This is a genomic window from Streptococcus sp. 27098_8_113 (assembly GCF_041432545.1).
GTDB lineage: Bacteria > Bacillota > Bacilli > Lactobacillales > Streptococcaceae > Streptococcus.
On record NZ_JAPVZU010000002.1, the window covers coordinates 215682 to 242192 of the forward strand.

Below are 26511 nucleotides of genomic sequence, written 5' to 3' on the forward strand. Positions count from 1 at the left end.
TTTTGATAGTAAATAGGAGAAAAAAATGAGTATTTCAAAAGTTATGATTATCGGATCAGGTCAAATGGGAAGCGGTATTGCACAAGTCTTTGCTCAATCAGGTTTCACAGTTTATCTCAATGACATCAAGGAAGAGTTTGTTCAAAGAGGGCTGGATGGTATTACTAAGCAATTATCTCGTTCTGTTGAAAAAGGTCGTTTGTCAGAAGAAGATAAAAACAGCATTTTGGCAAATCTGATTCCTTCTACATCTTATGAAGATGCTAAACATGTTCAATTGGTTATTGAAGCGGCTACTGAAAATCGCGACATCAAATTGAGCATTTTTAAACAGTTGGATGAGTTGACTGACCCTCAAACTATTTTGGCTTCAAACACTTCATCTCTATCTATTACTGATATTGCAGCTGCGACAGTTCATCAAGAACGTGTTATTGGTATGCACTTCTTCAACCCAGCACCAGTTATGAAATTGGTTGAAGTTATCCGTGCGCTTCAAACGTCAGATGAAGTTGTCAAAGCTGTTCGTGAATTGACTGAAAAAATCGGTAAAACAGCTGTAGATGTGAAAGATTCTTATGGTTTTGTTGTGAACCGCGTCTTGATTCCAATGATCAATGAGGCTATTTTCATCTTAGGTGAAGGTGTTGCTTCAGCGGAAGAAATTGACGAAGCAATGAAACTAGGTGCTAATCACCCAATTGGCCCATTGGCATTGGCTGACTTGATCGGTCTTGATGTCTGCTTGGCTATCATGGGAGTGTTAAACAATGGATTTGGAGATCCTAAGTATCGTCCTGCTCCACTTCTGAAGAAGATGGTTGAAGCTGGTAAGCTTGGTCGCAAGACTAAAGAAGGATTCTTTAAATATTAAGATATAAGGAGCAAGAAATGAAAGAAGCAGTTATTGTAGCAGCAGTCCGCACACCTTTAGGTTCTTTTGGTGGAACTTTAAAAAATGTTTCGGCTGTTGATCTAGGTAGTTTAGTTATTAAAAGTGCTATTGAACGAGCAAATTTGAAACCAGAACAAGTTGATGAAGTTATCATGGGGAATGTTCTGGGTGCAGGTCTTGGTCAAAACGTAGCTCGTCAAATGAGTGTCAACGCAGGTGTCCCAGTAACTTCTCCAGCTTTCACTATTAACAAAGTTTGTGGCTCTGGTTTGAAAGCAGTTCAATTGGCGGCTCAAGCTGTATTGTGTGGAGATGCTGATATCGTTGTAGCCGGTGGGGCTGAAAACATGAGCCAAGCTCCTTATGTCCTTCCAAACCAACGTTGGGGCGCCCGTATGGGAGACTCCCAAGTAGTAGACACTATGCTTCGTGATGGCTTGACAGATGCCTTTGAATCCTTCCATATGGGAATTACAGCTGAAAACGTTGCTGAACAATATGGCATTACACGTGAAGACCAAGATAACTTTGCTGTGCAATCTCAAAAACGTGCAGTTGCAGCGATCGAAGCTGGTCGTTTCAAAGAAGAAATTGTTCCTGTTGAAATTCCGCAACGTAAAGGCGATCCTATCGTATTTGATACAGATGAATTCCCAAGAAAAGATGCTTCTCTTGAAGGATTGGGAAAATTGCGTCCAGTGTTCAAGAAGGATGGTACCGTAACTGCTGGTAATGCTTCAGGTATCAACGACGGTGCAGCAGCAGTGGTTGTTATGAGTGCTGATAAGGCTAAAGAATTGGGCGTTCCAGTTTTGGCAACGATCAAATCTTACGCAAGCGCTGGACTAGATCCAAAAATTATGGGTTGTGGCCCGATTTACGCATCTCGCAAAGCCCTTGAAAAAGGCGGATTTACAGTGGAAGATTTAGATTTGGTTGAATCCAATGAAGCATTTGCAGCGCAAGCATGTGCCGTTGGTAAAGAACTGAATCTTGATCCTGAAAAAGTCAATGTAAATGGTGGTGCGATTGCTCTTGGTCACCCAATCGGTGCTTCAGGCTGCCGTATTTTGGTAACACTTTTGCACGAAATGCAAAAACGTGATGTTAAACGTGGTCTTGCTACCCTTTGTATCGGTGGCGGTATGGGTACAGCGGTCATCGTAGAACGCTAGAATCTAGTTCATTTTTGAAGTTTTCCATTTGCTTCTACTATATAAACAAGTCCTATCGATGAGCTGTTTTTTTGCAAGCAAGCCTTGATAGGGCTTGTTTTATTTTTCAAAAAATTAATTTGAATATCAAAACTATAAGCCTAGCTTATTGATTCATAAATGATGATTAAGTAGACGAAGTGTGAGAAATGGTATATCATAAGAATGTAAGCTCTTACATTTGTGGTTTAAGTATTTGTTGACACCATACTTAGTCATTCAATTTTATAAGTAGGAGCATAAAAATGAGTAAAACTGTTTTATTAGAAGTTAAAAATGGGATTGGATATATCACTATCAACCGTCCTGAAGCTTTGAACGCCTTGAGTTCTCAAGTTTTGGCTGATTTGAATGAAGTTCTTGATCAAGTTGAGAAAAGCGAAGAAATTCGCGTTGTCATCGTAACTGGAGCAGGAGAAAAAGCATTCGTCGCCGGAGCAGACATCAAGGAAATGGATTTGATGTCACCTATTCAAGCCTTTGAATACATGACATTTGCAAATGATACATTTACTCGCCTTTCAGATTTACGCCAACCAACGATTGCAGTCATCAATGGTTATGCACTCGGTGGTGGTATGGAGCTAGCACTTTCAACAGATATCCGTATTGGATTTGAAAAAACAGTGGTTGGCTTCCCAGAAGTTGGCTTGGGTATTATTCCAGGATTTGCTGGTACTCAACGGATGTCTCGCTTGATTGGAACTAGCCGTGCCAAAGAACTTATCTTCACTGCTCGTACAGTGAAAGGTCAAGAAGCCTATGACTTAGGTATTCTTAACAAACTGGTTCCTGCTGAAGAATTGTTGTCTTCAGCTGAAGAATTAGCCGCAGCCATCATGAAGAATGCACCGTTAGCTGTTGAAAAAGCAAAACATGTCATTCAAGTTGGTGCGGAACTTCCTCTTAAAAATGCAATCCGTCTGGAAACAGAAGCAGAAGCCTTGCTTTTCTCTACAGAAGACAAACTAGAAGGAATGCGTGCTTTTGTTGAAAAACGCAAAGCTGTTTTCAATCGTAAGTAAAAGAGGAGGTATCAGCATGAAATCAGTTGTATCATTATCAGAAGCTATTTCTAAAGTCAAATCTGGTGATATTGTTGGAATTTCTGGATTCCTCGGAGTCGGTGAACCTTTTGAATTGATTGAAGAATTAGTAAAACAAAACCAGCAAGACTTGACTTTGGTATCGGTGGTAACATCTCATCCTGGTAAAGAAGTTGGGGTTGGACGACTTTGTGAAAATCACCAAGTGAAAAAATATATTGCAGCCCACGTAGGAACATCTGCAGCAGCTCAACGTGAGTATTTTGAAAAGAAGATGGAAGTCGAATTTACACCGATGGGAACTGTTGTCGAGCGTCTCCATGCAGCTGGAGCTGGCTTAGGAGCTGTCTTGACCCCGACAGGAGTCGGAACAATCTTAGAAAAAGATTATGAAAAAGTAGAGCGTAATGGCCGTGAATACTTGGTCTATGATCCACTTAAAATTGATGTTGCCTTAATCAAAGCGACTAAAGCTGACAAATACGGCAACTTGTATATCGATGGCACTACGAAAAACATTTCCTTGCAATTAGCACTCGCAGCAGATATTGTCATTGTTGAAGCGAATGAAATTGTTGAAGCTGGCGAAATTCATCCGAACGATATTTATATTCCGGGCATCCTTGTTGACTATGTCGTCCAAAGCTTGACTCCAGAAGAACACCATAAGATGATGGGTGATCTTTGGACAGAGACTAAAAAATTGGCGGGGGTGAACTAATATGAAAGCAAAAGAAATTATTGCAAGACGTGTTGCACAAGAATTTAAAGATGGAGATGTTGTCAATCTAGGATTTGGTATTCCAAACGCATCTGCTGACTATATTCCTGAGGGAGTAAACGTTATTCTTCAGGCCGAAAATGGAGCGCTTCGCTTTGGTGAAACACCAACGAAAGATACTTACAATCCAAACCTAGCAAACTCTGGTGGAGCGCCAATCACTCTCTTACCTGGAGCAGCATTGTTTGACTTGCAGACTTCCTTCGCGATCATCCGTGGTGGACACGTTGATGCGACCGTGCTAGGAGCTTTGGAAGTAAGTCAAGATGGTAGTATCGCCAACTGGATTATTCCAGGTAAGTTTGCCCCAGGAATGGGTGGAGCGATGGACTTGTTGGTTGGAGCAAAACGTGTTATCGGTGCAATCCAGCATACTACTGCTGATGGCCAATCTAAACTTCTGCCAGAGTGTACTTTGCCACTTTCTGCCAAAGGAGTTCTTGATTTAGTCATTACAGAGTTGGCTGTCTTTGGTTTCCAAGATGGTAAGTTCCTCTTGAAAGAGCTTGCTCCCGGCGTTACCCTAGAGGAAGTTCTTGAAAAGACAGCAGGAGAAGTAATTGTTTCAGAAGACTTGAAAACGATGTCAATCTAATAAGGTTAGTAAGCAATTAATCTCCTCTTTCTCTGAAAGTGTGTTACTATGTGTTTATAACAACTTGAGCGATGATTAGTTTTTAATCAGAATACTAGCAACTGGTCATCATGGTTTCGAGGGCCAGTTGTTGTTTTATTTATGGCAAATTACCTCGTGAAATTTGAAAGATGGGAGACGAAAAGTGGATATAATTCAAATGACTTACTTTATCAATATCGTCGAATGTGGATGCAATCTTTCTATCGCAGCTAAAAAAATTCATATCAGCCAGTCAGCCTTGAGTCAGTTTGTCACAAATTTTGAATCAACGGAAGGAGTCCAGCTCTTCAATCGCAGAAATGGAAGATTAGAGAGTCTGACGGAAGCTGGTGGTAAGATTTATCGTTTTGCCACAGAGATTGTCAACCGGCATGAAGAGATGCAATCAATGATTCATATGGAAGCTCTTAAACAAAAAGGTACCTTTAACTTGGGCATTCCGTCATTGATTTTACGTGTATATTTTTCTAGTATTTTACCAAAGTTTTTACAGGACAATCCGCAAGTCAACATTCAAGTTACTGAGGATGGAAGTAATGAATTACGTCAAAAGCTGGTTGCAGGGGATCTGAATTTTGCAGTATTAATCGAACCTACCAATCTGGATCCAAAAAATATGAACAGTATATCATTCAAGTTGATGAATACGTGGCCTATATGGATAAGAATCATCCCTTGGCAAACAAAGAATTGTTGAAATGGAAAGATATCGCTCAGTACGGTTTAGCAACCTTTAATAAATCATTTACAACCTACGATTTAATCACTGAAAAATTAAAGAGTAAAAAGATAAAAGCAAATTTTGCCTATTTATCATCGACATGGGATTTCTTGATAGAGTCAACTTATCAAAACGATATGATTGCACTTTTACCTCGTCCTTTGGAGTATTTTGTCGATAAGAATAAATTCAGGGTTGTGCGCTTTAAGGATCCGGTGCCTTTCAATATTTGGTTCTGTCGGCCTTATAAAGCAAACTATAATGAGGTAGAAGCATACGTATATGAAGAGCTTTTAAAAGGTTATTATCAGCCTCTTTCTGAGCCACATCCATAGAGGGAGAATTGATGATGAAGTCCAGTATTAAAACAGCAGCATTGAGTTCATATGTAAATACAGCTATTAGAGACTACATGAAAAATCATGATGAGTCAGTCGACTTTCCTCAGGAGATTTGGGAAGTAATGACGACGGATTTGGCTATTTTTTCACCGATTTTGTCAGAAGACGATCAGGCTTTGTCTTCTGATTTTATCAGCTCTATTCGAATCATTTCGAATGAGTTTCCAGCTCTTTCAACTATATTGCTGACCCAAGGTTGTTATGGTGTTTATCCGATTTTGAAGTTTGGTACGGGGCAACAGAAAGAGCGTTATCTGGACAAGTTGGTAAAGGGAACTTGTAAAGCAGGTCTTGGATTTTCTGAGTCTAAACATCTAAATAGTTTGGCAGATTTGGAGACCTATGCGATCAAGACAGAGACAGGTTGGCAGCTTTCGGGAGAAAAAGCCAAAGTGTCAAATAGCAGCATTGCGGACATTCTCTTGGTCTTAGCCAAAGTAAGGGAGGATGGAAAGCCTGATTCTTACGGCTTCTTCATTGTGGAGACGAGTGCTTCGGGTGTGCTCATTGGTGAGCAGATAGAAAAGCAAGGTTTACTAGGACTTCCACTAAGTTCTGTTACCTTAGATAATGTACACCTGCCGGAAACTGCTTTATTAGGCGGAGTCTTGGCTGGAAATGAGCAATTTAATGATATCATAAAGAATATGCAACTTGGCTTGAGTGCGGTTGCTTTAGGAGTTGCCGAAGGTGCTTTTCATAAGGGTCTTGAGTTTGCACGTGTAAAAAGAGGATTCGGCAAGCGACTGATGGATGTTGAGTTGCATCAGTACAAGTTTGCAGATCTGTACAATAAAATTTGTGCTGCAGATGCTTATTTCTCATCCTATCCTAATCAAATAGAAGAAGATTCCAAGTTTGTTGCACGGATAAAGCTATATATGACTAAGGTAGCGCTAGAGGTTACAGATGAAATTCTCCGTCTTATCGGGCCTTTACAAAAATTTGATCATGTGAATATCAAACGCTATTTTAAAGATGCTGAAATTATTGAGAATTATGGACGGTCAGGAAATTCGATCAGAAAAGAAATCGCAGAAAGATGGTTAAAGGAGTAAAAGATGACAGAACTCAAATTACAAGAGTATCAGTTTGGGGAAATGAAGCTGACTTGGTTGCGTGGAGCGGATAAGCTCACAGATGCAGGCACCTTGTTTGGCCCGGTACCAAAGGTTGTTTGGTCACGTTATTATCCAACAACAGAAGAAAATATGATGGCTGAACTAACAGATCCGATTTTGATTCAATACAAGGGGCAGAATTATTTAATTGATGCGAGTTTTGATACGGCTAAGCTTTCTGATAAACAACGTCGCAATCTCGGTATTCTTTCTGAGAGCCGTGTTGAAGAAAGCTTGGCTCTCTTGGGATTAAAAACAGAAGATATTTCCCATATTTTAATGACGCACATGCACCATGATCACTCTGGCGGTTTGACTAGACTAGATGAAAACAATCAGCTTGTTTCAAAATTCCCAAATGCAAAGATTTTTGTAAATGAGATAGAATGGTACGAAATGCGAAATCCTAATAGTCGGACAAGGGGAACTTATCTGAAGGAAAATTGGGAGCCAATCCAAGATCAGGTTGAAACTTTTACTGAATATCTGAACGTCATTCCAGAAATTCAAATGGTTCATACAGGCGGTCACAGTAACGGTCACAGCATCATCTTACTGAAACAGGGCGAGGAAACCATGATTCATATGGCTGATTTGGTGCTGACTCATGCTCATCGGAAACCTCTGTGGGTTGCTGCAGTAGATGATTATCCGATGCGCTCAATTGTTGCCAAAGACAAATGGCTCAAAGAAGCTTTTGAAAACCACTATAAATTTTTCTTTTACCACGATCAATTTTTCGCAGTTGCTGAGTTTGATCAGACTGGCGAGGAATTTGTTGATTATGTGACTAGGATTCGTGAACCGCGAGTTCCATTCACCGATAAACAGGATCGCAAACCGTCATTTTTATAAGAATAGAGAATCGCTTCTGTCAGTTTGAGGGAGCGATTTTACTATTTTATTCTCTATTTTTTTGGTATAATGAGATACTAGAAGATTGTAAGAAAGAGGTTTTTAATGGCAACGATTCAATGGTTTCCTGGGCACATGTCCAAGGCTCGGAGACAGGTTCAAGAAAGTATTAAATTTGTAGATTTTGTGACGATTTTGGTGGATGCGAGGTTGCCCTTGTCCAGTCAAAATCCTATGTTGACCAAAATTGTTGGGGATAAGCCCAAATTATTGATTTTAAATAAGGCCGACTTAGCGGATCCAAACTTAACCAAGGAATGGCAGGCCTATTTTGAAAGTCAGGGAATCAAAACCTTGGCCATTAACTCTAAGGAGCAATCTGCAGTCAAAAAAGTGACCGAAGCAGCTAAGAAATTGATGGCTGATAAGCTCGCTCGCCAGCGAGAAAGAGGAATTCAAATCGAGACTCTGCGGACCATGATTATCGGGATTCCCAATGCTGGAAAGTCAACGCTTATGAACCGACTGGCTGGTAAGAAAATCGCGATAGTCGGCAATAAACCAGGGGTCACCAAAGGTCAGCAGTGGCTCAAGTCCAATAAGGATTTGGAAATTCTAGATACACCGGGTATTCTTTGGCCAAAATTTGAAGATGATATGGTGGCTTTGAAACTCGCTTTGACGGGAGCTATCAAGGACAATTTGCTGCCCATGGATGAGGTCACGATTTTCGGACTCAATTATTTCAAAGAGCATTGTCCCAAGGCACTGCAGGAGCGCTTTAAGCAGCTGGATTTAGAGCTGGAAGCGCCAGATATGATTATGGATATGACCCAGAAATTGGGCTTCAGAGAGGACTACGATCGTTTTTACAGTCTCTTTGTCAAGGAAGTGCGTGATGGGCGCTTAGGTCGCTATACACTGGATACATTGGAGGAATTGGATGGCCACGATTAAGGAAATCCAAGAGCAACTGGCTCAAGTTTCTGACTTGCAGGATCCGCTTTTTCAAGAATTGAAGCAGGATGAGCGAAGCGGTGTTCAAAAACTCTTACTCAAGCGCCAAAAAGAAATCCAAGCAGAGCTAGATGAAGACTTACGCCTAGAGTACATGCTGCGCTATGAAAAAGAACTCTATAGTCAAGGATTTCAGGCGATTGCTGGCATTGATGAAGTTGGACGAGGTCCCTTAGCTGGTCCAGTGGTTGCAGCAGCAGTCATTCTGCCTCCTAACTGCAAAATAAAAGGGCTGAATGACAGTAAAAAGATTCCGAAGAAAAAACATGAGGAAATTTATCAAGCAGTGCTAGATCAGGCTTTGTCCGTTGGCTTGGGCATTATGGACAATCAAACGATTGACCGAATCAATATCTATGAAGCGACCAAGCTAGCTATGACAGAAGCGGTAGCTCAGCTCAAGATAAATCCGGATTACCTTTTGATTGACGCGATGAAGTTAGACTTACCCTTGCCCCAGCAGTCCATTATTAAGGGTGATGCTAATTCTCTGTCCATCGCTGCGGCTTCTATCGTAGCCAAGGTGACGAGGGACAAGATGATGGCAGATTTTGATCAGGTTTATCCAGGCTATGACTTTGCCCAAAATGCCGGCTATGGCACCAAGCTACATCTGGAAGGACTGGAAAAATGCGGTGTCACACCGATTCACCGCAGAAGCTTTGAACCGATCAAATCCATGACAAATTCATAAGAAATCCTAATCGTTACGAGGAGACAAGTATGACTAGCGAATACCAAAAAATGATTGCAGGAGAGAACTACAGCCCTCAAGATCCTGAATTGAGAGCGTTGGCTGCTCGCTCGCGAGAGTTTCAGTATCGTTTTAACCAAGAACGAGATGTTGAAAAACGTAGCGCTATCGCCAAGGAGTGGTTTGGCAGTACAGGGGAGAATCTGTGGTTGCATCCAGATTTGGTCTGTGATTATGGAGTTAACATTCACTTGGGGGAGAATTTTTATTCCAACTGGAATTTGACCATGCTGGATGTCTGTCCTATTACCATTGGAAAGAATGCCATGCTGGGGCCCAATTGCCAGTTTTTGACACCGCTGCATCCGCTTGATCCAGTGGAACGAAATTCCGGTATTGAATACGGGGCGCCGATTAAGATTGGTGACAATTTCTGGGCTGGTGGTGGTGTAACCATTCTGCCAGGCGTGACGCTGGGAGATAATGTCGTAGTTGGAGCTGGTTCAGTGGTGACTAAATCATTCGGCGATAATGTAGTCCTAGCCGGCAATCCTGCTAAGATTATTAAGGAAATTCCTGTTCATGAAGAATAGAAGAACTCAACCATTTTCTCAAGCATTAATCGAATAAGAAACAAGGAACTGTATTGCAGTTCTTTTTTTGAACTTTTTTACGAATAAGAAAGTGAGGTGATAAAAATGAATAATTTTGAAATTTATAAAATGAAAAAAGCTGGCTTAAGCAATCAACAGGTCTTAAATATCTTGAGATATGCAGAAAATAAAGAGGGAGAGCTATCTTTGCGAGACAAGGCCGTCGTCTCTGAGTGTCGCAATCCCGCACTCTTTATGGAAAAATACAAGCGACTTGATTTACCAGCCTTGAAAGAAGAATTTGAACGTTTTCCGTCCTTTTCAATCTTGGATGATGTGTATCCTTGGGATCTATGCGAGATTTACGATGCACCGACTTTGCTATTTTATCAAGGAAATCTAAACTTGCTAGAAATGCCCAAGATAGCCATTGTCGGTAGTCGAGACAGCAGTAAGCAGGGCAATGCTGCTGTGCAGAAAATCATCAAGGAGTTGAATAATGAGCTGGTTATCGTCAGCGGTTTGGCTCGTGGGATTGATACCGTGGCCCACATGGCTGCCCTGCAAAATGGTGGCCAAACTATTGCTGTCATTGGGACGGGACTAGATGTCTTCTATCCCAAGGCCAATCAAAAACTGCAGGCTTATATTGGCAAAAATCATCTATTGCTGACGGAGTATGGTCCGAGTGAACAGCCATTGAAATTCCATTTTCCAGAGCGAAATCGCATCATCGCAGGTCTTTGTCGAGGCGTCATCGTGGCAGAAGCCAAGATGCGCTCAGGCAGCCTGATTACTTGTGAGCGGGCAATGGAAGAGGGGCGGGATGTCTTTGGTATTCCGGGGTCAATTTTAGATGGAAAATCTGACGGTTGTCATCATTTGATTCAAGAGGGCGCAAAGTGCATCACATCAGGCTCTGACGTTCTATCTGAGTTCCAATTCTAAAACAAGTTTTCCTATAGAGAATGTTGTGAGTTGACATCTATCAAAAAATAGTTTACACTCTATGAGATTTATTTCTTATAGAAGGTGTCTAATTTGGTAACAAAAACAAAGAAAAAGTCTACGACCAAGAAAAATCTTGTCATCGTAGAGTCGCCTGCCAAGGCAAAAACAATAGAAAAATATCTGGGAAGAAATTATAAGGTTCTGGCCAGTGTCGGGCATATTCGTGACCTGAAAAAGTCCACTATGTCCATTGATTTTGAGAACAACTACGAGCCGCAATATATTAATATTCGTGGTAAAGGTCCGTTGATTAATGACTTGAAAAAAGAAGCTAAGAAAGCTAAGCAAGTCTTTCTTGCAAGTGACCCGGACCGTGAAGGAGAAGCTATTTCTTGGCATTTGGCCCACATTCTTAATCTGGATGAGAAAGAGAAAAACCGCGTCGTCTTTAATGAAATCACCAAAGATGCAGTCAAGAACGCTTTTAAAGAGCCGCGTCAGATTGATATGGATTTGGTAAATGCCCAGCAAGCTCGTCGGGTTCTGGACCGCTTGGTTGGTTATTCTATTTCTCCTATTCTTTGGAAGAAAGTCAAAAAAGGCCTATCAGCTGGTCGGGTGCAGTCCGTTGCTCTCAAGCTGATTATCGACCGTGAAAATGAAATCAACGCCTTCAAACCAGAAGAATACTGGACAATTGATGGAACCTTCAAGAAAGGGACTCGTCAGTTCCAGGCAAGCTTCTATGGCATGAATGGTAAGAAGATGAAGCTGACCAACAACGAGGATGTCAAAGAAGTCTTGTCTCATCTTAAGGGAGATGACTTTACAGTCGACAGTGTTGAAAAGAAAGAGCGTCGACGCAATGCTCCGCTGCCCTACACGACTTCCTCTATGCAGCAGGATGCCGCTAATAAGATTAATTTCAGGACTCGTAAGACCATGATGGTAGCTCAGCAGCTTTATGAAGGTATTAATATCGGCTCTGGCGTGCAAGGTCTGATTACGTATATGCGTACCGACTCGACTCGGATCAGCCCAGTAGCGCAGAATGAAGCGGCTAGCTTTATTACGGATAAATTTGGTGCTAAATATTCTAAACATGGCAGTAAGGTGAAAAATGCTTCGGGTGCCCAAGATGCCCATGAGGCCATTCGCCCTTCCAGCGTCTTCAATACACCAGAAAGCATCGCAAAGTATCTGGACAAGGATCAGCTCAAGCTCTATACGCTGATTTGGAACCGTTTTGTAGCCAGCCAAATGACAGCAGCGGTCTTTGACACCATGAATGTCAAATTAGAGCAAAACGGTGTCCAATTTACAGCTAACGGCAGTCAGGTCAAGTTTGATGGCTATCTGGCTATCTATAATGACTCTGACAAGAATAAAATGCTGCCGGACATGGAAAAAGGTGATACCGTCAAACGTGTCAATACCAATCCAGAACAACACTTTACGCAGCCGCCAGCTCGTTATTCTGAAGCGACTCTCATCAAAACTTTGGAAGAAAATGGCGTTGGTCGTCCGTCTACCTATGCACCGACTATTGAAACCATTCAGAAACGCTACTATGTTAAACTGGTTTCCAAGCGCTTTGAGCCGACGGAATTAGGTGAGATTGTCAATTCATTGATTGTCGAATTCTTCCCAGGCATCGTAAATGTGAAATTTACAGCCGAAATGGAAGCAAAACTGGATGATGTAGAAGTTGGAAAAGAACAGTGGCAGAAGGTTATTGATGAGTTTTACAAGCCTTTTGAAAAGGAAGTAGCTAAAGCTGAGTCTGAAATGGAAAAAATCCAAATCAAGGATGAACCGGCTGGCTTTGATTGTGAGGTCTGTGGCAGTCCCATGGTCATCAAGTTGGGAAGATTTGGCAAGTTCTATGCCTGCAGCAATTTCCCAGACTGTCGTCACACTCAGGCCATTGTCAAGGAAATTGGCGTGACCTGCCCACAGTGTCAGAAAGGGCAAGTTATCGAGCGTAAGACTAAGCGAAATCGCATTTTTTATGGCTGTGATCATTATCCAGACTGTGATTTCACATCTTGGGACAAGCCTGTTGGGCGTAACTGTCCAAAATGTGACCATTATCTAGTTGAAAAGAAAGTCCGTGGTGGCGGCAAGCAAGTAGTCTGCAGTAATGGCGACTATCAAGAAGAAAAAGTGAAATAAGTTGTATTGTTCAATCTATTTAAAAAAATAAGGAACAGGCTATGACAGATAAATTTGCAGAGTTTCTTAAAATCGCGTCTCAACTGAACAAGATAGGAATTATTCCATTGCTGATGGGCTCCTTGGGGCTGGAACAGGTTACTGGTCAGGACTGGCAAGCGCGTGATATCGACATTCACGTTCACGGTGATGAACGTGGCTGGGAAGCGCTAGATGAAGGTCGTATTTACGATATGGACAAGATCGAGCCCATGATGGGGCGTCTAGGTTATCGTTTAGTCGATCTGCACGAGCACGAATTTCAAAAAGAAGGCTTGTCTATTGAATTCGGGGTCATGGAAACCTTGGAGTCCTTTTCAGGTGTGTCAATAGCGGAGCTGTCTCGAAAAGAAATTGAAGGTATTGAGTTTTTACTGCCGACTGCGGAGCAATTTTTAGCAATCTACCGTGCCTCTTCCCAAGATTCTTACCGAAATGATAATAACAATTGTAAAGATTTTGCTAAGATTGCTTATTTGGAAAAAATGATAGAATGAGAGACTTTCAGGAATCCTCCTGTCTGTCTTTTTTACTTTCTTTTTGTTATAATGGTCAGAGTGAAAATCTAGAAATATCCAAGGGAGAGTATCATGTCATCATCCTATATCAATGTTATCGGTGCTGGTCTTGCTGGCAGCGAAGCAGCTTACCAGATTGCCAAGCGTGGAATTCCAGTTAAACTTTATGAAATGCGAGGTGTCAAATCAACGCCTCAACATAAAACTGCGGACTTTGCAGAATTGGTCTGCTCTAACTCTCTAAGAGGAGATGCGCTGACCAATGCAGTTGGCCTCCTCAAGGAAGAAATGCGACGGCTGGACTCGGTTATTTTAAAGTCAGCAGAGGCGACTCGGGTGCCGGCTGGTGGTGCTCTAGCGGTTGATAGAGAAGGGTTTTCGCAGATGGTTACTGAGCTAGTATCCAATCATCCACTGATTGAAGTCATGCGCGAGGAAATCACCGAAATTCCAGAGGATGCCATCACAGTCATTGCGACAGGACCGCTGACTAGCGATACTTTGGCCGAAAAAATCCACGCGCTCAATGGAGGCGACGGTTTTTATTTCTACGACGCAGCAGCGCCAATCATCGATGTCAATACCATTGATATGACCAAGGTTTATCTCAAATCTCGTTATGACAAAGGCGAAGCGGCCTATCTCAACGCGCCGATGACCAAGCAAGAATTTATGGATTTCCATGAAGCTTTGGTCAATGCGGAGGAAGCACCGCTTAATTCCTTTGAAAAAGAAAAATACTTTGAAGGCTGTATGCCTATTGAAGTTATGGCCAAGCGAGGCATTAAAACCATGCTTTATGGTCCGATGAAGCCGGTTGGCTTGGAATACCCAGATGACTATCAAGGTCCTCGCGACGGAGAATTTAAGACGCCATATGCTGTGGTGCAGCTTCGTCAGGACAATGCAGCAGGCAGTCTCTACAACATTGTCGGCTTCCAGACTCATCTCAAATGGGGCGAGCAAAAGCGGGTCTTTCAGATGATTCCTGGTCTTGAGAATGCAGAATTTGTCCGCTATGGTGTTATGCATCGAAACTCTTATATGGACTCTCCAAATCTGCTGGAACAGACTTTCCGCTCTAAGAAACAACCCAATCTTTTCTTTGCAGGTCAAATGACGGGGGTCGAAGGCTATGTTGAATCAGCAGCTTCTGGGCTGGTTGCTGGTATCAATGCCGCTCGACTCTTCAATGGAGAAGAAGCACTTGTTTTTCCAGAAACAACAGCAATCGGCAGTCTGCCGCATTATATCACTCATGCTGATAGCAAGCACTTCCAACCGATGAATGTCAATTTCGGTATTATCAAAGAGCTAGATGGCCCTCGGATTCGTGATAAAAAAGAGCGTTATGAGAAGATTGCTGAGCGTGCCTTGCAGGATTTACAGCCTTATTTGGATGAATAATCTATTTTCTATCATTATCTAATAAAAATCATTAAAAAGTTAGGAAATTCCTAACTTTTTTGCTTAATTTGTGATATAATAAATAAAAATTTTGAAAATAGAAAGTTTTCTGAAAATGAATAAATCCTATTTCTATCTTGATATGAAAACTCATGAGTTGGTGGTTCCTTACACCAAACAAAAACGGCGCGTTCGAGTGCTGCTCCCTAAAAATTATGAACAAGATACTAAAAAGACCTATCCTGTCGTCTATTTTCATGATGGACAAAATGTCCTCTATAGCAAGGAGTCTTTCAGTGGGCATTCTTGGAAAGTGATTCCGACAATCAAACGTAATCCTGATATTGAAAAAATGATAGTCGTGGCTATTGACAATGATGGACCACGACGGATGGATGAGTATTCCGCTTGGAAGTTTCAGGAGTCCAATATTCCTGGTGTCCAGTTTGGCGGCAAGGGAACAGAGTACGCAGAGTTTGTCATGGATGTCGTCAAACCTTTTATTGACGAAAACTATCGGACTAAGCCTGACCGCCAGCATACAGCTATGATTGGTTCTTCATTGGGAGGCAATATTACCCAATTTATCGGCATTGAATATCAGGATCAGGTCGGCTGTCTAGGTGTTTTTTCATCGGCTAACTGGCTCCATCAGGAGGCTTTTGACCGCTACATAGAGCGTCAGAAGTTGCATCCAGACCAGCGAGTTTTCATCTATGTTGGCACGGAGGAGGCTGATGATACAGATAAGACCCTCATGGCAGGCAATATCAAACAAGCCTATATTGATTCTTCGCTCAGTTATTACCGCCAGCTGATTGCTGCTGGTGTGGAGCTGGACAATCTGCACATCAAAATCCAGTCTGGAGCGATTCACAATGAAGTGGATTGGGCGGAAAATCTACCTGACTGTTTCCGTTTTATCAGTGAAAAGTGGTAGAAAAAGAAGCTAAAAGGAGAAAACAAATGCATGTAGAATTTTTAAGTCATTGGAGCGGTCATCTGAACCGTGAAATGTATGTCAATCGTTACGGTCATGCTGGTATTCCAGTGGTAGTATTTGCCTCGTCAGGCGGTTCTCACAATGAATATGCTGACTTCGGCATGATTGAGGCCTGCTCTTGGTTCATCGAGACAGGGAAGGTACAATTTTTCACCTTGAGCAGCGTAGATAGCGAAAGCTGGCTGGCGGACTGGAAACATCCTCATAACCGTGCTGAGATGCACCGTGCTTATGAGCGTTATGTTATTGAAGAGGCGATTCCTTTTATCAAACACAAGACAGGCTGGTTTGATCCAATGATGACGACAGGCTGCTCTATGGGCGCTTATCATGCAGTCAATTTCTTCCTCCAACATCCAGATGTTTTCAATAAAGTAATCGCCCTCAGTGGTGTCTATGATGCACGTTTCTTTGTCGGTGACAATTTGAACGACGAAGCCATTTATCAAAACTCACCAGCTGACTATATCTGGAATCAAAATGATGGTTGGTTTATTGACCGCTATCGACAAGCTGATATTATCGTTTGTACCGGTTTGGGCGACTGGGAGCAGGATGGCCTGCCTTCATTCTACACACTGAAAGAAGCCTGCGAGCACAAAAATATTCCAGCTTGGTTTGCTGAATGGGGTCACGATGTGTCTCATGATTGGATTTGGTGGCGCAAGCAGATGCCTTATTTCTTGAGCCAGTTAAATCTCTAAAATGTTAAGTAGAAAGGAAGTCTTACTATGAATTATATTGTTATTTCACCTTATTATCCAGAAAATTTCCAGCAGTTTACGATTGAGCTGGCTAACAAGGGCATTACAGTGCTTGGTATCGGACAAGAGCCCTATGAGCAGTTGGGCCCAGGTCTTCAGAACGCTTTGACAGAGTATTTCCGTGTTGACAATTTGGAAAATCTGGACGAAGTTAAACGAGCGGTAGCCTTCCTTTTCTACAAACATGGACCGATTGACCGCATTGAGTCACACAATGAATACTGGCTGGAGCAAGATGCCCAGTTGCGGGAACAATTTAACGTTTTTGGAGCCAAACCGAATGACCTGAAAAAGACCAAATTCAAGTCTGAAATGAAGAAACTCTTCCAGAAAGCTGGTGTGCCAGTCGTTCCAGGTCAGGTTGTCAGAAAACTATCGGATGTGGATCAGGCTGTCAAAAAAATCGGCCTTCCTCTGATTGCTAAGCCAGATAATGGAGTGGGAGCAGCAGCCACGTTTAAGATTGAGACAGCTGCGGATGTCGAGCATTTTAAAGAAGAATGGGATCAGGAGACTGTCTATTTCTTTGAAAAATTTGTGACTTCTAGCGAGATCTGTACGTTTGATGGCCTGATTGATTCCGAAGGAAATATTGTCTTTTCAACCACTTTTGACTACGCCTACACACCGCTTGACCTCATGCTTTATAAAATGGATAATTCTTACTATGTACTCAAGGAGATGGATCCAAAACTTCGTGCTTATGGAGAAGCCATCGTCCAAGCATTTGGCATGAAAGAGCGCTTTTTCCATATCGAATTTTTCCGCAAAGACGATGATTACATAGCTATCGAATACAATAATCGTCCAGCAGGTGGTTTCACGATCGATGTTTATAATTTTGCTCATTCGATTGATCTCTATCGTGGATACGCAAATATTGTGGCGGGTGAGCCTTTTCCTGAGTCAGACGTAGAGCCATTATTCTGCTTGGCAACGTCTCGTCGCGCAAGCTCACATTATGCTTATTCAGAGGCGGATTTGCTAGAGAAATATCGGGATAATTTTAAAGTCAAAAAAGACATGCCAGCGGCCTTTGCAGAGTTGCAAGGAGACTATCTCTACATGCTGACCACTCCAAGTCGGGAGCAGATGGAAGAAATGATTGCTGACTTTGGAAAGAAAGCAGAATAGAAGCATTCAAAAAATCTAGGAATAATAGTTTGTGAAATTGTTATTTTTGTTTCATCAATCAGCGTATCCACGCGATATGCTGATTTTTTCTTTGTGAAAAAATCTGAGCAAAACTTTTGACAGTGCTTTCAACATTGGTTAGAATAGAAGGGAAATAAATAATGCTTATACCCTGTATCATTCGGAATTATAGGACAATTCGAGCGCGTGGGATATTCATGAAAGCCCAGTACGACTTGGTTAGCTACCAACGATTGTCTTAATTCACGATTGAACGGCGTTTTAGAAAGGCAAAGAAATGTCAACTTTAGATAAATCTCTCTTATTAGAGATGTTCCGTAAGATGGAAGAAATCCGTCGCATGGACTTGAAAATTGCGCAACTTGTAAAAAAAGGAAAAGTTCCAGGCATGACTCACTTTTCAGTTGGTGAGGAAGCAGCAAACGTTGGTGCAATGTTAGCTTTGAATCCGGATGATTTAATCACTTCTAATCACCGTGGACACGGTCAAGCCATTGCCAAAGGCATTGACCTGAATGGCATGATGGCTGAAATCCTTGGTAAGTATAATGGTACTTGTAAAGGAAAAGGCGGCTCTATGCATATTGCCGATCTGGATGCTGGAAACCTTGGTGCCAATGGTATCGTAGGTGGCGGTATGGGAATCGCTGTTGGTGCGGCTCTTACTCAGCAAATGCAGAAGACGGGCAAGATTGTTGTCTGCTTCTTTGGTGACGGTGCTACAAACGAAGGTGTTTTCCATGAAGCAGTCAACATGGCTTCCATCTGGAATCTGCCAGTTATTTTCTACTGTATCAATAACGGCTATGGTATTTCTGCTGACATTAAGAAAATGACCAATGTTGACCATATTCATCAACGTAGTGCAGCCTATGGCATTCCAGGTATGTTCATCGAAGATGGCAATAATGTTCTCGATGTCTATGAAGGCTTCCAAAAGGCTGTCGAGCATGTTCGCAGTGGTAAGGGACCAGTTCTGATCGAGAGTGTGACCTACCGTTGGTTGGGACATTCATCTTCTGACCCTGGTAAATACCGTACTCGTGAAGAAGTAGACGAATGGAAGAAGAAAGATCCAATCGAAAATCTTCGTAAATACTTGCTGGAAAACAAGATTGCAAGCGAGGAAGAGCTGGAAGCTATCCAAGCTGAAGTCAAAGAAGCAGTAGAAGCATCTGTCAAGTTCGCAGAAGAGAGCCCATTCCCGCCGCTTGAATCTGCCTTTGAAGATATTTACGCAGACTAAAGAGAGGAGAAAATCAAAATGGAAACTAAAACTATGTCTTTTCGTGATACAATTATCCTCGCTATGTCTGAGGAAATGCGTCGCGATGAAAATGTACTCTTGATGGGAGAGGATGTCGGGGTCTTTGGTGGAGATTTCGGAACATCCGTTGGTATGCTGGAAGAGTTTGGACCTGAGCGTGTACGTGACTGTCCGATTTCAGAAGCAGCTATTTCTGGAGCAGCAGCAGGAGCAGCCATGACTGGCCTTCGTCCAATCGTCGATATGACCTTCATGGACTTCGCTGTGATTGCCATGGATAATATCGTCAACCAAGCGGCTAAAACTCGCTATATGTTTGGCGGTAAAGGGCAAGTTCCAATGACCATTCGTTGTGCGGCTGGTAATGGAGTTGGCTCTGCAGCTCAGCACTCTCAGTCTTTGGAATCTTGGTTTACCCACATTCCAGGATTGAAGGTAGTAGCACCAGGTACTCCAGCTGATATGAAAGGCCTCCTCAAAGCTTCTATCCGAGACAATAACCCAGTTATTATCTTGGAATATAAGTCTGAATTTAACCAAAAAGGGGAAGTGCCAGTCGATCCTGAGTATGTTATTCCGCTTGGCGTTGGCGAAATCAAAAAAGAAGGTACTGATGTAACAGTTGTTACCTACGGAAAAATGCTGCGCCGTGTCATGCAGGCGGCTGTAGAATTGGCAGAAGAAGGTATCTCTGTAGAAGTCGTTGACCCACGTACATTGGTGCCACTTGATAAAGAAATTATCATCAACTCTGTTAAAAAGACTGGTAAGGTTGTTCTCGTCAACGATGCCCACAAAACAAGTGGTTATATCGGAGAGATTTCAGCGATTATTTCTGAATCAGAAGCTTTTGATTATCTAGATGCACCAGTCCGCCGTTGTGCCGGAGAAGATGTGCCAATGCCTTATGCACAAAACCTTGAAAATGCAATGATTCCAACAGTTGAAAGCATCAAAGACGCTATTCGGAAGACATATCATAAAGAATAAGGTATAATAAAGAAAAGGCTTTCTCATGGATTGGATTACATAGATTATTTTATGTAATCTAATCTTGTGTAGAGGTCCTAATAAGTACTTTTAATATTTATATTTAGTGTGGGCTAAGAGCTCAGAAAAAAGATAATTTACCTTGGTTTCATCAAAGCCAGCGTCGATTTCCTATTTTTCAGTCGCTTTTAACACCCTTTGTATCATGTAATTGAATTCGGACGGAGGTCTGCGAAAAAAAGATAGATTTCCTTGTGTTCATCGAACACATCGTCAATCTCCTATTTTTTCCTTGCCCTCTTCGTCCTTAATATCTTAGTATAGAATTGGAGAGGTCATGGCTGATGACAAGCTAAGAGCGACTCCTGCGGCTAGAAAGTTAGCGGATGATCTAGGGATCAACCTCTACGACGTTTCTGGCTCAGGTGCAAACGGTCGTGTCCACAAAAAAGACGTGGAAACTTATAAAGACACAAATGTGGTTCGCATTTCGCCACTTGCAAAACGAATTGCCCTCGAACATAATATTGCTTGGCAGGAAATCCAAGGAACAGGTCATCGTGGTAAGATTATGAAGAAGGATGTTTTGGCCTTCCTTCCTGAAAATATCGAAAACGACACCATCAAGTCTCCTGCTCAGATCGAAAAAGTGGAAGAAGTTCCAGACAATATCACTCCTTATGGTGAGATTGAGCGTATCCCGATGACGCCAATGCGTAAGGTTATTGCCCAACGTATGGTTGAATCCTACTTAACTGCGCCGACCTTCACGCTCAACTACGATGTGGATATGTCAGAAATGCTGGCGCTTCGTAAGAAGGTCCTTGATCCAATCATGGAAGCAACTGGTAAGAAAATTACGGTTACTGACTTGCTTTCTCTTGCGGTTGTTAAGACACTGATGAAACACCCTTATATCAACGCTTCATTGACCGAAGACGGCAAGACCATTATCACTCACAACTATGTCAACCTTGCAATGGCAGTTGGTATGGATAATGGTCTAATGACACCTGTTGTTTATAATGCTGAGAAGATGAGCTTATCTGAGTTGGTTGTAGCCTTCAAGGATGTCATTGGTCGTACCTTGGATGGCAAATTGGCTCCAAGTGAACTGCAAAATTCAACATTCACAATCAGTAACTTGGGAATGTTTGGTGTTCAGTCCTTTGGTCCTATTATTAACCAACCAAACTCAGCTATTCTTGGTGTAAGTTCAACAGTTGAAAAACCTGTTGTCGTCAATGGTGAGATTGTGATTCGCCCAATCATGAGTCTTGGTTTAACAATTGACCACCGTGTCGTAGATGGGATGGCTGGTGCTAAGTTTATGAAAGACTTGAAAGCCTTGATTGAGAACCCAATCTCAATGTTGGTTTAAGTCAGCTATTATTATTTTAGAGTTTTAGATAAAGGAAGTAAGACATGGCCTTAGAAGTAATTATGCCAAAAGCCGGCGTGGATATGACAGAAGGACAAATCGTCCAATGGAATAAGAAAGTCGGAGAATTTGTAAAAGAAGGAGAAATCCTTTTGGAAATCATGACTGACAAAGTCAGCATGGAATTGGAAGCCGAAGAAGATGGATACTTGATTGCCATCCTCAAAGGAGATGGTGAAACTGTTCCTGTAACGGAAGTCATCGGTTACCTTGGTGAAGAAGGGGAAAATATCCCAACAGCTGGAGCAGCTGCGCCAGAATCAAAACCTGCACCTGCAGCTAGTGCCTCAAACGACGACGGTAAGAGTGATGATGCCTTTGATATCGTTGTGATTGGTGGTGGTCCTGCTGGTTATGTGGCAGCCATTAAAGCAGCCCAACTCGGTGGTAAGGTTGCCCTTGTTGAGAAATCAGAACTCGGTGGAACCTGCTTGAACCGTGGATGTATCCCAACCAAGACCTACCTTCACAACGCTGAAATCATCGAAAACATCGGTCACGCAGCAAACCGTGGTATCGTCATTGAAAATCCAAACTTCACTGTTGATATGGACAAACTTTTAGAAACTAAATCTAAAGTTGTCAACACCTTGGTAGGTGGTGTTGCTGGTCTCCTTCGTAGCTACGGAGTTACTGTTCATAAGGGAATTGGTACAATCACTAAAGACAAGAATGTCTTGGTTAATGGCTCAGAATTGCTTGAAACTAAGAAAATCATCCTTGCTGGTGGTTCAAAAGTCAGCAAGATCAACGTTCCTGGTATGGAATCTCCACTTGTGATGACCAGCGATGATATTCTGGAAATGAACGAAGTACCAGAAAGCCTTGTTATCATCGGTGGTGGGGTTGTCGGTATCGAACTTGGTCAAGCCTTCATGACATTTGGTTCAAAAGTAACCGTTATCGAAATGATGGATCGTATCGTTCCAGCTATGGATGCTGAAGTATCTAAGAATCTTCGCTTGATTTTGGAACGCAAAGGTATGACCATCTTAACTGACACTAAACTCCAAGAAATCATCGAAGAAGATGGTCAACTTCGTATCAAGGTTGAAGGAAAAGACGATATCATCGCAAGCAAAGCTCTTCTTTCAATCGGTCGTGTTCCAGATCTTGAAGGAATTGGCGATGTTGAGTTTGAATTGGATCGTGGACGTATCAAGGTAAACGAGTACATGGAAACTTCCGTTCCAGGTATCTACGCACCAGGTGACATCAATGGTACCAAGATGTTAGCCCACGCAGCCTTCCGCATGGGTGAAGTTGCTGCTGAAAATGCCCTCAAAGGAAACCATGCTGTTGCTAAATTGAACTTGACTCCTGCAGCCATCTACACTCTTCCTGAAGTAGCAGCAGTAGGTTTGACAGAAGAACAAGCCCGTGAGAAATACGATGTAGCCATTGGTAAATTCAACTTTGCAGCTAACGGTCGTGCCATTGCATCTGATGCTGCTCAAGGTTTCGTAAAAGTCATCGCTGATAAGAAATATGGAGAAATCCTTGGTGTGCACATCATTGGTCCTTCAGCCGCAGAATTGATCAACGAGGCATCAAGCATTATCGAAATGGAAATCACTGTTGAAGAAATGCTGAAGACCATCCACGGACACCCAACCTACTCTGAAGTGATGTACGAAGCATTTGCGGATGTTCTAGGAATGGCCATCCATTCACCTAAGAAAAAATAAATCGAAGATAGTTCAGACTGGAAAGGTATTTTCCAGTCTCTATCGTATAAAGGGATATCATGAAATATATTATCAATCATTCAAACGACACTGCCTTTAATATCGCCTTGGAAGAATATGCCTTTAAACACCTTTTGGATGAGGATCAAATCTTTCTGCTTTGGATCAATAAACCATCTATCATTGTCGGGCGTCACCAGAATACTATTGAAGAAATCAACCGTGATTATGTTCGAGAAAATGGGATTGAGGTTGTTCGCCGTATCAGTGGTGGGGGAGCCGTTTACCACGATTTAAATAACCTCAACTACACGATCATCTCAAAAGAAGATGAAAACAAGGCCTTTGACTTCAAGAGCTTCTCAACTCCCGTTATCAATACCTTGGCTCAACTTGGTGTAAAGGCTGAATTCACAGGCCGTAACGACCTTGAGATTGATGGCAAGAAATTCTGTGGAAATGCCCAAGCCTATATCAATGGGCGTATCATGCACCACGGTTGCTTGCTCTTTGACGTTGATTTGTCAGTCCTAGCAAATGCCCTCAAGGTTTCAAAAGATAAATTTGAATCAAAAGGTGTAAAATCCGTCCGTGCCCGTGTAACCAATATTATCGATGAATTGCCAGAAAAAATCACAGTTGAAGAATTCCGTGACTTGCTATTGGAATACATGAAAAAAGAATACCCTGAGATGACTGAATACGTCTTTTCAGAAGAAGAATTGGCGGAAATCAATCGTATCAAGGATACCAAGTTCGGAACTTGGGACTGGAACTACGGTAAATCACCTGAATTTAACGTCCGTCGAGGAACAAAATTCACTAGCGGTAAGGTTGAAGTTTTTGCCAATGTCATTGAATCAAAAATCCAAGATATCAAAATCTATGGTGACTTCTTTGGTATTGAGGACGTTGCAGCTGTAGAAGATGTCCTTCGTGGAGTAAAATATGAACGTGAAGATGTCCTCAAAGCACTGGAAACAATTGACATTACACGCTACTTTGCTGGTATTAGCCGTGAAGAAATCGCTGAAGCAGTGGTGGGATAAAATCATAAGAGATTCGCTTTTGCGGATCTCTTTTTTGGACTCAGTTTTACCTATAAATAGTTTCTAATATATTACTTTTATGGTATTATATATATGGATAAAGTCGTTTGAAAAGCTTGAAGTATCTGTCTTCAACCTCCCCTTAGAAAGTGTGATCTTATGAAACGAGTCTTTATTATCTTTTCTAATCTTTTTGTCACCAGCTTTCTTCTTTGGATTGCCTTTATTTCACCAAATACGCTCATCCACCGAAGCCTCCCTGTAGTAGGAGTTCTTAAACAAGAAAGAACTGTCACCTATGAGGAGCTTTCAGCCAATTTAGATCAGTTAGCAAGGGAAAGCAATAGTGTAATCGCTCGCCAGATTCAACAAACAGATTCGCAAGGTCAGGTCAAGTTTTCCTATGATCTCTACGGAGAGGGAGAGCCTCCAAAGGGGATCAAAAAAGTAGAGAAAGAACTCGCTTCTAAGAAAAGCTTACTTACCAATTACTATATCCTATCAGGGAAGTTACCACTTGAAAAGCTGGATCAAAAACTACACGAACTTGGTTTCTCAAATACTTTCATGAATAAGCCTAATTCCTTGCAGAATTTTATGGCATTTTTTGGTTCCGGTTCCCAATCCTTAGCCTTGGTTATTTTTATTCTTAGCTTTAGTGCATTGGCCATTATTCAAAAAACACTTGAATTGAGGAGTGCAGGGATTCGTTATATTGCAGGGATGAGACGGTACCAACTCTTTGGACGTTCTCTCATGGAAGATAGCAGAGAGCTGTTTTTAGGATGTATTGGAGCTAGTGCTCTAGGAGCCATTCTGATTTATTGTTTACAATTAACCCCCTTTGCCTATTTCTTCATCATCTCGAGTAGTATCATTTATAATACGCTCTTGCTCATCGTATCTGCTCTCCTGTCCTTTCTTTTTGCCTTCAGCATCCAGACGGTGCACTTGGTTAGCCTTTTAAAAGGGAAAATTCCAGTAAAAAGGATTTTAGTTTTTCTCTTTACCTGTCAATTTCTCGCTGTTGCTCTCATTGGCCTTGCTATCCATCGAGTCAGTATCTATGGTTCTGTCTGGCAGACTTACCAAGAGGGGAAAGTGGCTTGGTCTAAAGAGACGAATTGGGTTCAAATTGGTGTAAATCGGGAGGATTTTTCACAGAATACAAACAAAGAGACGCAAATTGAGAACAGAGCAAAATGGTCTAAGCTCATCGAGTCTGGCATCGAAAAAGGCGGTCTCTTGGTCTATCATCAGCTCGTATCTTTTAATTCAAAAGGCCTCATGAACGATCCTAGAACAGGGAGAAATCTTTCGATCACAGATTACGATCCTCTTGCCAATACCCTGTATGTCACTCCAAATTACCTTGATATCCAACGGATCTCAGTTTCCCCTGAGGAAAAAGAGCGCTTGAATCACTTGCAAGCTGGAGAATTTGGAGTTTTGCTCCCTGAAAAGTTGAAGGGTCAAGAAGAGGAGTTGAAAAAACGCTATGAAGATTATCTGACTCCTAGAGATGAACAAGGAAAGAGCCAGTTACCCATGAAAGCACGGGTGACCTATCTTCCTAACAACCAAAAACGCTTTATTTATAACAATACACCTATGAATTATCAGCAATTCTTGACCGATCCGATTTTGGTTGTTGTTCGACCTAAAAGCTTTGGTGGCTACGGCAATCCTTATTTCTCTCAACTCAATTCTTATCTGTATTTTGATGGACTTGAAAAAAGCAAGAAGCTAGTAACTGAGAATGGGCTTGAAAAAAACGTGAGTCAATACGACTACGCAGCGGCTGTCTATCAGCAGATGATGCAATCCATTCAATTAGAGAACCTCATGGCCATTGCTGGAGGTATCTTCGGAATGGCGACCTCCATTCTACTCTTTAACACCATGAATTTCCTCTATTTTGAAGAGTTTAGAAGACCGATATTCCTGAAGAAGATTGCGGGTATGGACTTTTTGAAAATTCACCAAAGCATGTTCATATCAGAGATTGTCATGCTGCTATTAGGTAGTGTACTGATTTTCTTTCTCACACAGGAATGGTGGATCGCTCTCGTCACGCTCTTATTATTTG

23 protein-coding genes and 1 pseudogene are annotated in these 26511 nt (G+C 42.0%); all 24 read left to right on the top strand.

Going from position 1 to position 26511, the window contains the following annotated elements; genetic code table 11:
• Window positions 1-25: 25 nt before the first annotated feature.
• The gene (locus tag O3644_RS02460; RefSeq protein ID WP_048764395.1) at window positions 26-874 is read left to right on the top strand and encodes a 3-hydroxybutyryl-CoA dehydrogenase; all 849 of its coding nucleotides are present in this window, start codon (window positions 26-28) and stop codon (window positions 872-874) included.
• 17 nt (window positions 875-891) lie between these two features.
• Window positions 892-2070 (top strand): acetyl-CoA C-acetyltransferase, encoded by a 1179-nt coding sequence (locus tag O3644_RS02465; protein ID WP_048764398.1) that lies wholly within the window; start codon window positions 892-894, stop codon window positions 2068-2070.
• Window positions 2071-2354: 284 nt separating this feature from the next.
• The gene (locus tag O3644_RS02470; RefSeq protein ID WP_005590351.1) at window positions 2355-3134 is read left to right on the top strand and encodes an enoyl-CoA hydratase/isomerase family protein; all 780 of its coding nucleotides are present in this window, start codon (window positions 2355-2357) and stop codon (window positions 3132-3134) included.
• Between the two features lie 16 nt (window positions 3135-3150).
• Complete coding sequence (locus O3644_RS02475; protein WP_048764400.1) at window positions 3151-3876, top strand: CoA transferase subunit A; 726 nt, start codon at window positions 3151-3153, stop codon at window positions 3874-3876.
• A gap of 1 nt (window position 3877) precedes the next feature.
• Window positions 3878-4531, top strand: coding sequence for a 3-oxoacid CoA-transferase subunit B (locus tag O3644_RS02480; protein WP_005590348.1), 654 nt, complete (start codon window positions 3878-3880; stop codon window positions 4529-4531).
• Between the two features lie 184 nt (window positions 4532-4715).
• Window positions 4716-5629: pseudogene (locus tag O3644_RS02485) on the top strand (LysR family transcriptional regulator).
• Between the two features lie 11 nt (window positions 5630-5640).
• On the top strand, window positions 5641-6753 hold the full coding sequence (locus tag O3644_RS02490; RefSeq protein ID WP_371594967.1) for an acyl-CoA dehydrogenase family protein: 1113 nt from the start codon (window positions 5641-5643) through the stop codon (window positions 6751-6753).
• A gap of 3 nt (window positions 6754-6756) precedes the next feature.
• Window positions 6757-7671: an MBL fold metallo-hydrolase gene (locus O3644_RS02495; RefSeq protein WP_371594968.1), complete on the top strand. Its 915-nt coding sequence runs from the start codon at window positions 6757-6759 to the stop codon at window positions 7669-7671.
• 105 nt (window positions 7672-7776) lie between these two features.
• Complete coding sequence (ylqF, locus tag O3644_RS02500; RefSeq protein ID WP_371594969.1) at window positions 7777-8628, top strand: ribosome biogenesis GTPase YlqF; 852 nt, start codon at window positions 7777-7779, stop codon at window positions 8626-8628.
• A complete protein-coding gene (locus O3644_RS02505; protein ID WP_371594970.1) occupies window positions 8615-9382 on the top strand; it encodes a ribonuclease HII in 768 nt (255 codons plus the stop codon). The genes ylqF and O3644_RS02505 overlap by 14 nt, the downstream gene beginning before the upstream one ends.
• 29 nt (window positions 9383-9411) lie before the next feature.
• Window positions 9412-9975, top strand: coding sequence for a sugar O-acetyltransferase (locus O3644_RS02510; protein WP_371594971.1), 564 nt, complete (start codon window positions 9412-9414; stop codon window positions 9973-9975).
• Between the two features lie 105 nt (window positions 9976-10080).
• Complete coding sequence (gene dprA / locus O3644_RS02515) at window positions 10081-10923, top strand: DNA-processing protein DprA (protein WP_371594972.1); 843 nt, start codon at window positions 10081-10083, stop codon at window positions 10921-10923.
• A gap of 84 nt (window positions 10924-11007) precedes the next feature.
• Window positions 11008-13101 carry a type I DNA topoisomerase gene (gene topA, locus O3644_RS02520; protein ID WP_371594973.1) on the top strand — a complete coding sequence of 698 codons (2094 nt, stop codon included), beginning with the start codon at window positions 11008-11010 and terminating at the stop codon, window positions 13099-13101.
• 41 nt (window positions 13102-13142) lie between these two features.
• Window positions 13143-13637, top strand: coding sequence for a phosphoribosylanthranilate isomerase (locus tag O3644_RS02525; protein ID WP_371594974.1), 495 nt, complete (start codon window positions 13143-13145; stop codon window positions 13635-13637).
• A 93-nt stretch (window positions 13638-13730) separates the two neighbouring features.
• On the top strand, window positions 13731-15065 hold the full coding sequence (gene trmFO / locus O3644_RS02530) for a methylenetetrahydrofolate--tRNA-(uracil(54)-C(5))-methyltransferase (FADH(2)-oxidizing) TrmFO (RefSeq protein WP_371594975.1): 1335 nt from the start codon (window positions 13731-13733) through the stop codon (window positions 15063-15065).
• 115 nt (window positions 15066-15180) lie between these two features.
• The gene (locus O3644_RS02535; protein ID WP_148877074.1) at window positions 15181-16005 is read left to right on the top strand and encodes an alpha/beta hydrolase; all 825 of its coding nucleotides are present in this window, start codon (window positions 15181-15183) and stop codon (window positions 16003-16005) included.
• A gap of 26 nt (window positions 16006-16031) precedes the next feature.
• The gene (locus O3644_RS02540) at window positions 16032-16772 is read left to right on the top strand and encodes an esterase family protein (RefSeq protein ID WP_371594976.1); all 741 of its coding nucleotides are present in this window, start codon (window positions 16032-16034) and stop codon (window positions 16770-16772) included.
• Window positions 16773-16799: 27 nt separating this feature from the next.
• Window positions 16800-17966 carry an acetyl-CoA carboxylase biotin carboxylase subunit family protein gene (locus tag O3644_RS02545; RefSeq protein WP_371594977.1) on the top strand — a complete coding sequence of 389 codons (1167 nt, stop codon included), beginning with the start codon at window positions 16800-16802 and terminating at the stop codon, window positions 17964-17966.
• 298 nt (window positions 17967-18264) lie between these two features.
• Entirely contained in the window at window positions 18265-19233 is a 969-nt protein-coding gene (locus O3644_RS02550; protein ID WP_371594978.1) for a thiamine pyrophosphate-dependent dehydrogenase E1 component subunit alpha, read from the top strand.
• A gap of 18 nt (window positions 19234-19251) precedes the next feature.
• Window positions 19252-20244 (top strand): alpha-ketoacid dehydrogenase subunit beta, encoded by a 993-nt coding sequence (locus O3644_RS02555; protein WP_371594979.1) that lies wholly within the window; start codon window positions 19252-19254, stop codon window positions 20242-20244.
• A gap of 337 nt (window positions 20245-20581) precedes the next feature.
• Window positions 20582-21625 (top strand): dihydrolipoamide acetyltransferase, encoded by a 1044-nt coding sequence (locus O3644_RS02560; RefSeq protein ID WP_371594980.1) that lies wholly within the window; start codon window positions 20582-20584, stop codon window positions 21623-21625.
• Window positions 21626-21669: 44 nt separating this feature from the next.
• Window positions 21670-23373, top strand: coding sequence for a dihydrolipoyl dehydrogenase (lpdA, locus tag O3644_RS02565; protein ID WP_371594981.1), 1704 nt, complete (start codon window positions 21670-21672; stop codon window positions 23371-23373).
• 59 nt (window positions 23374-23432) lie between these two features.
• The gene (locus tag O3644_RS02570; RefSeq protein ID WP_061453648.1) at window positions 23433-24422 is read left to right on the top strand and encodes a lipoate--protein ligase; all 990 of its coding nucleotides are present in this window, start codon (window positions 23433-23435) and stop codon (window positions 24420-24422) included.
• Between the two features lie 159 nt (window positions 24423-24581).
• Window positions 24582-26511: DUF1430 domain-containing protein (locus tag O3644_RS02575; RefSeq protein ID WP_371594982.1), on the top strand; the 1930-nt coding region annotated here is incomplete at its 3' end.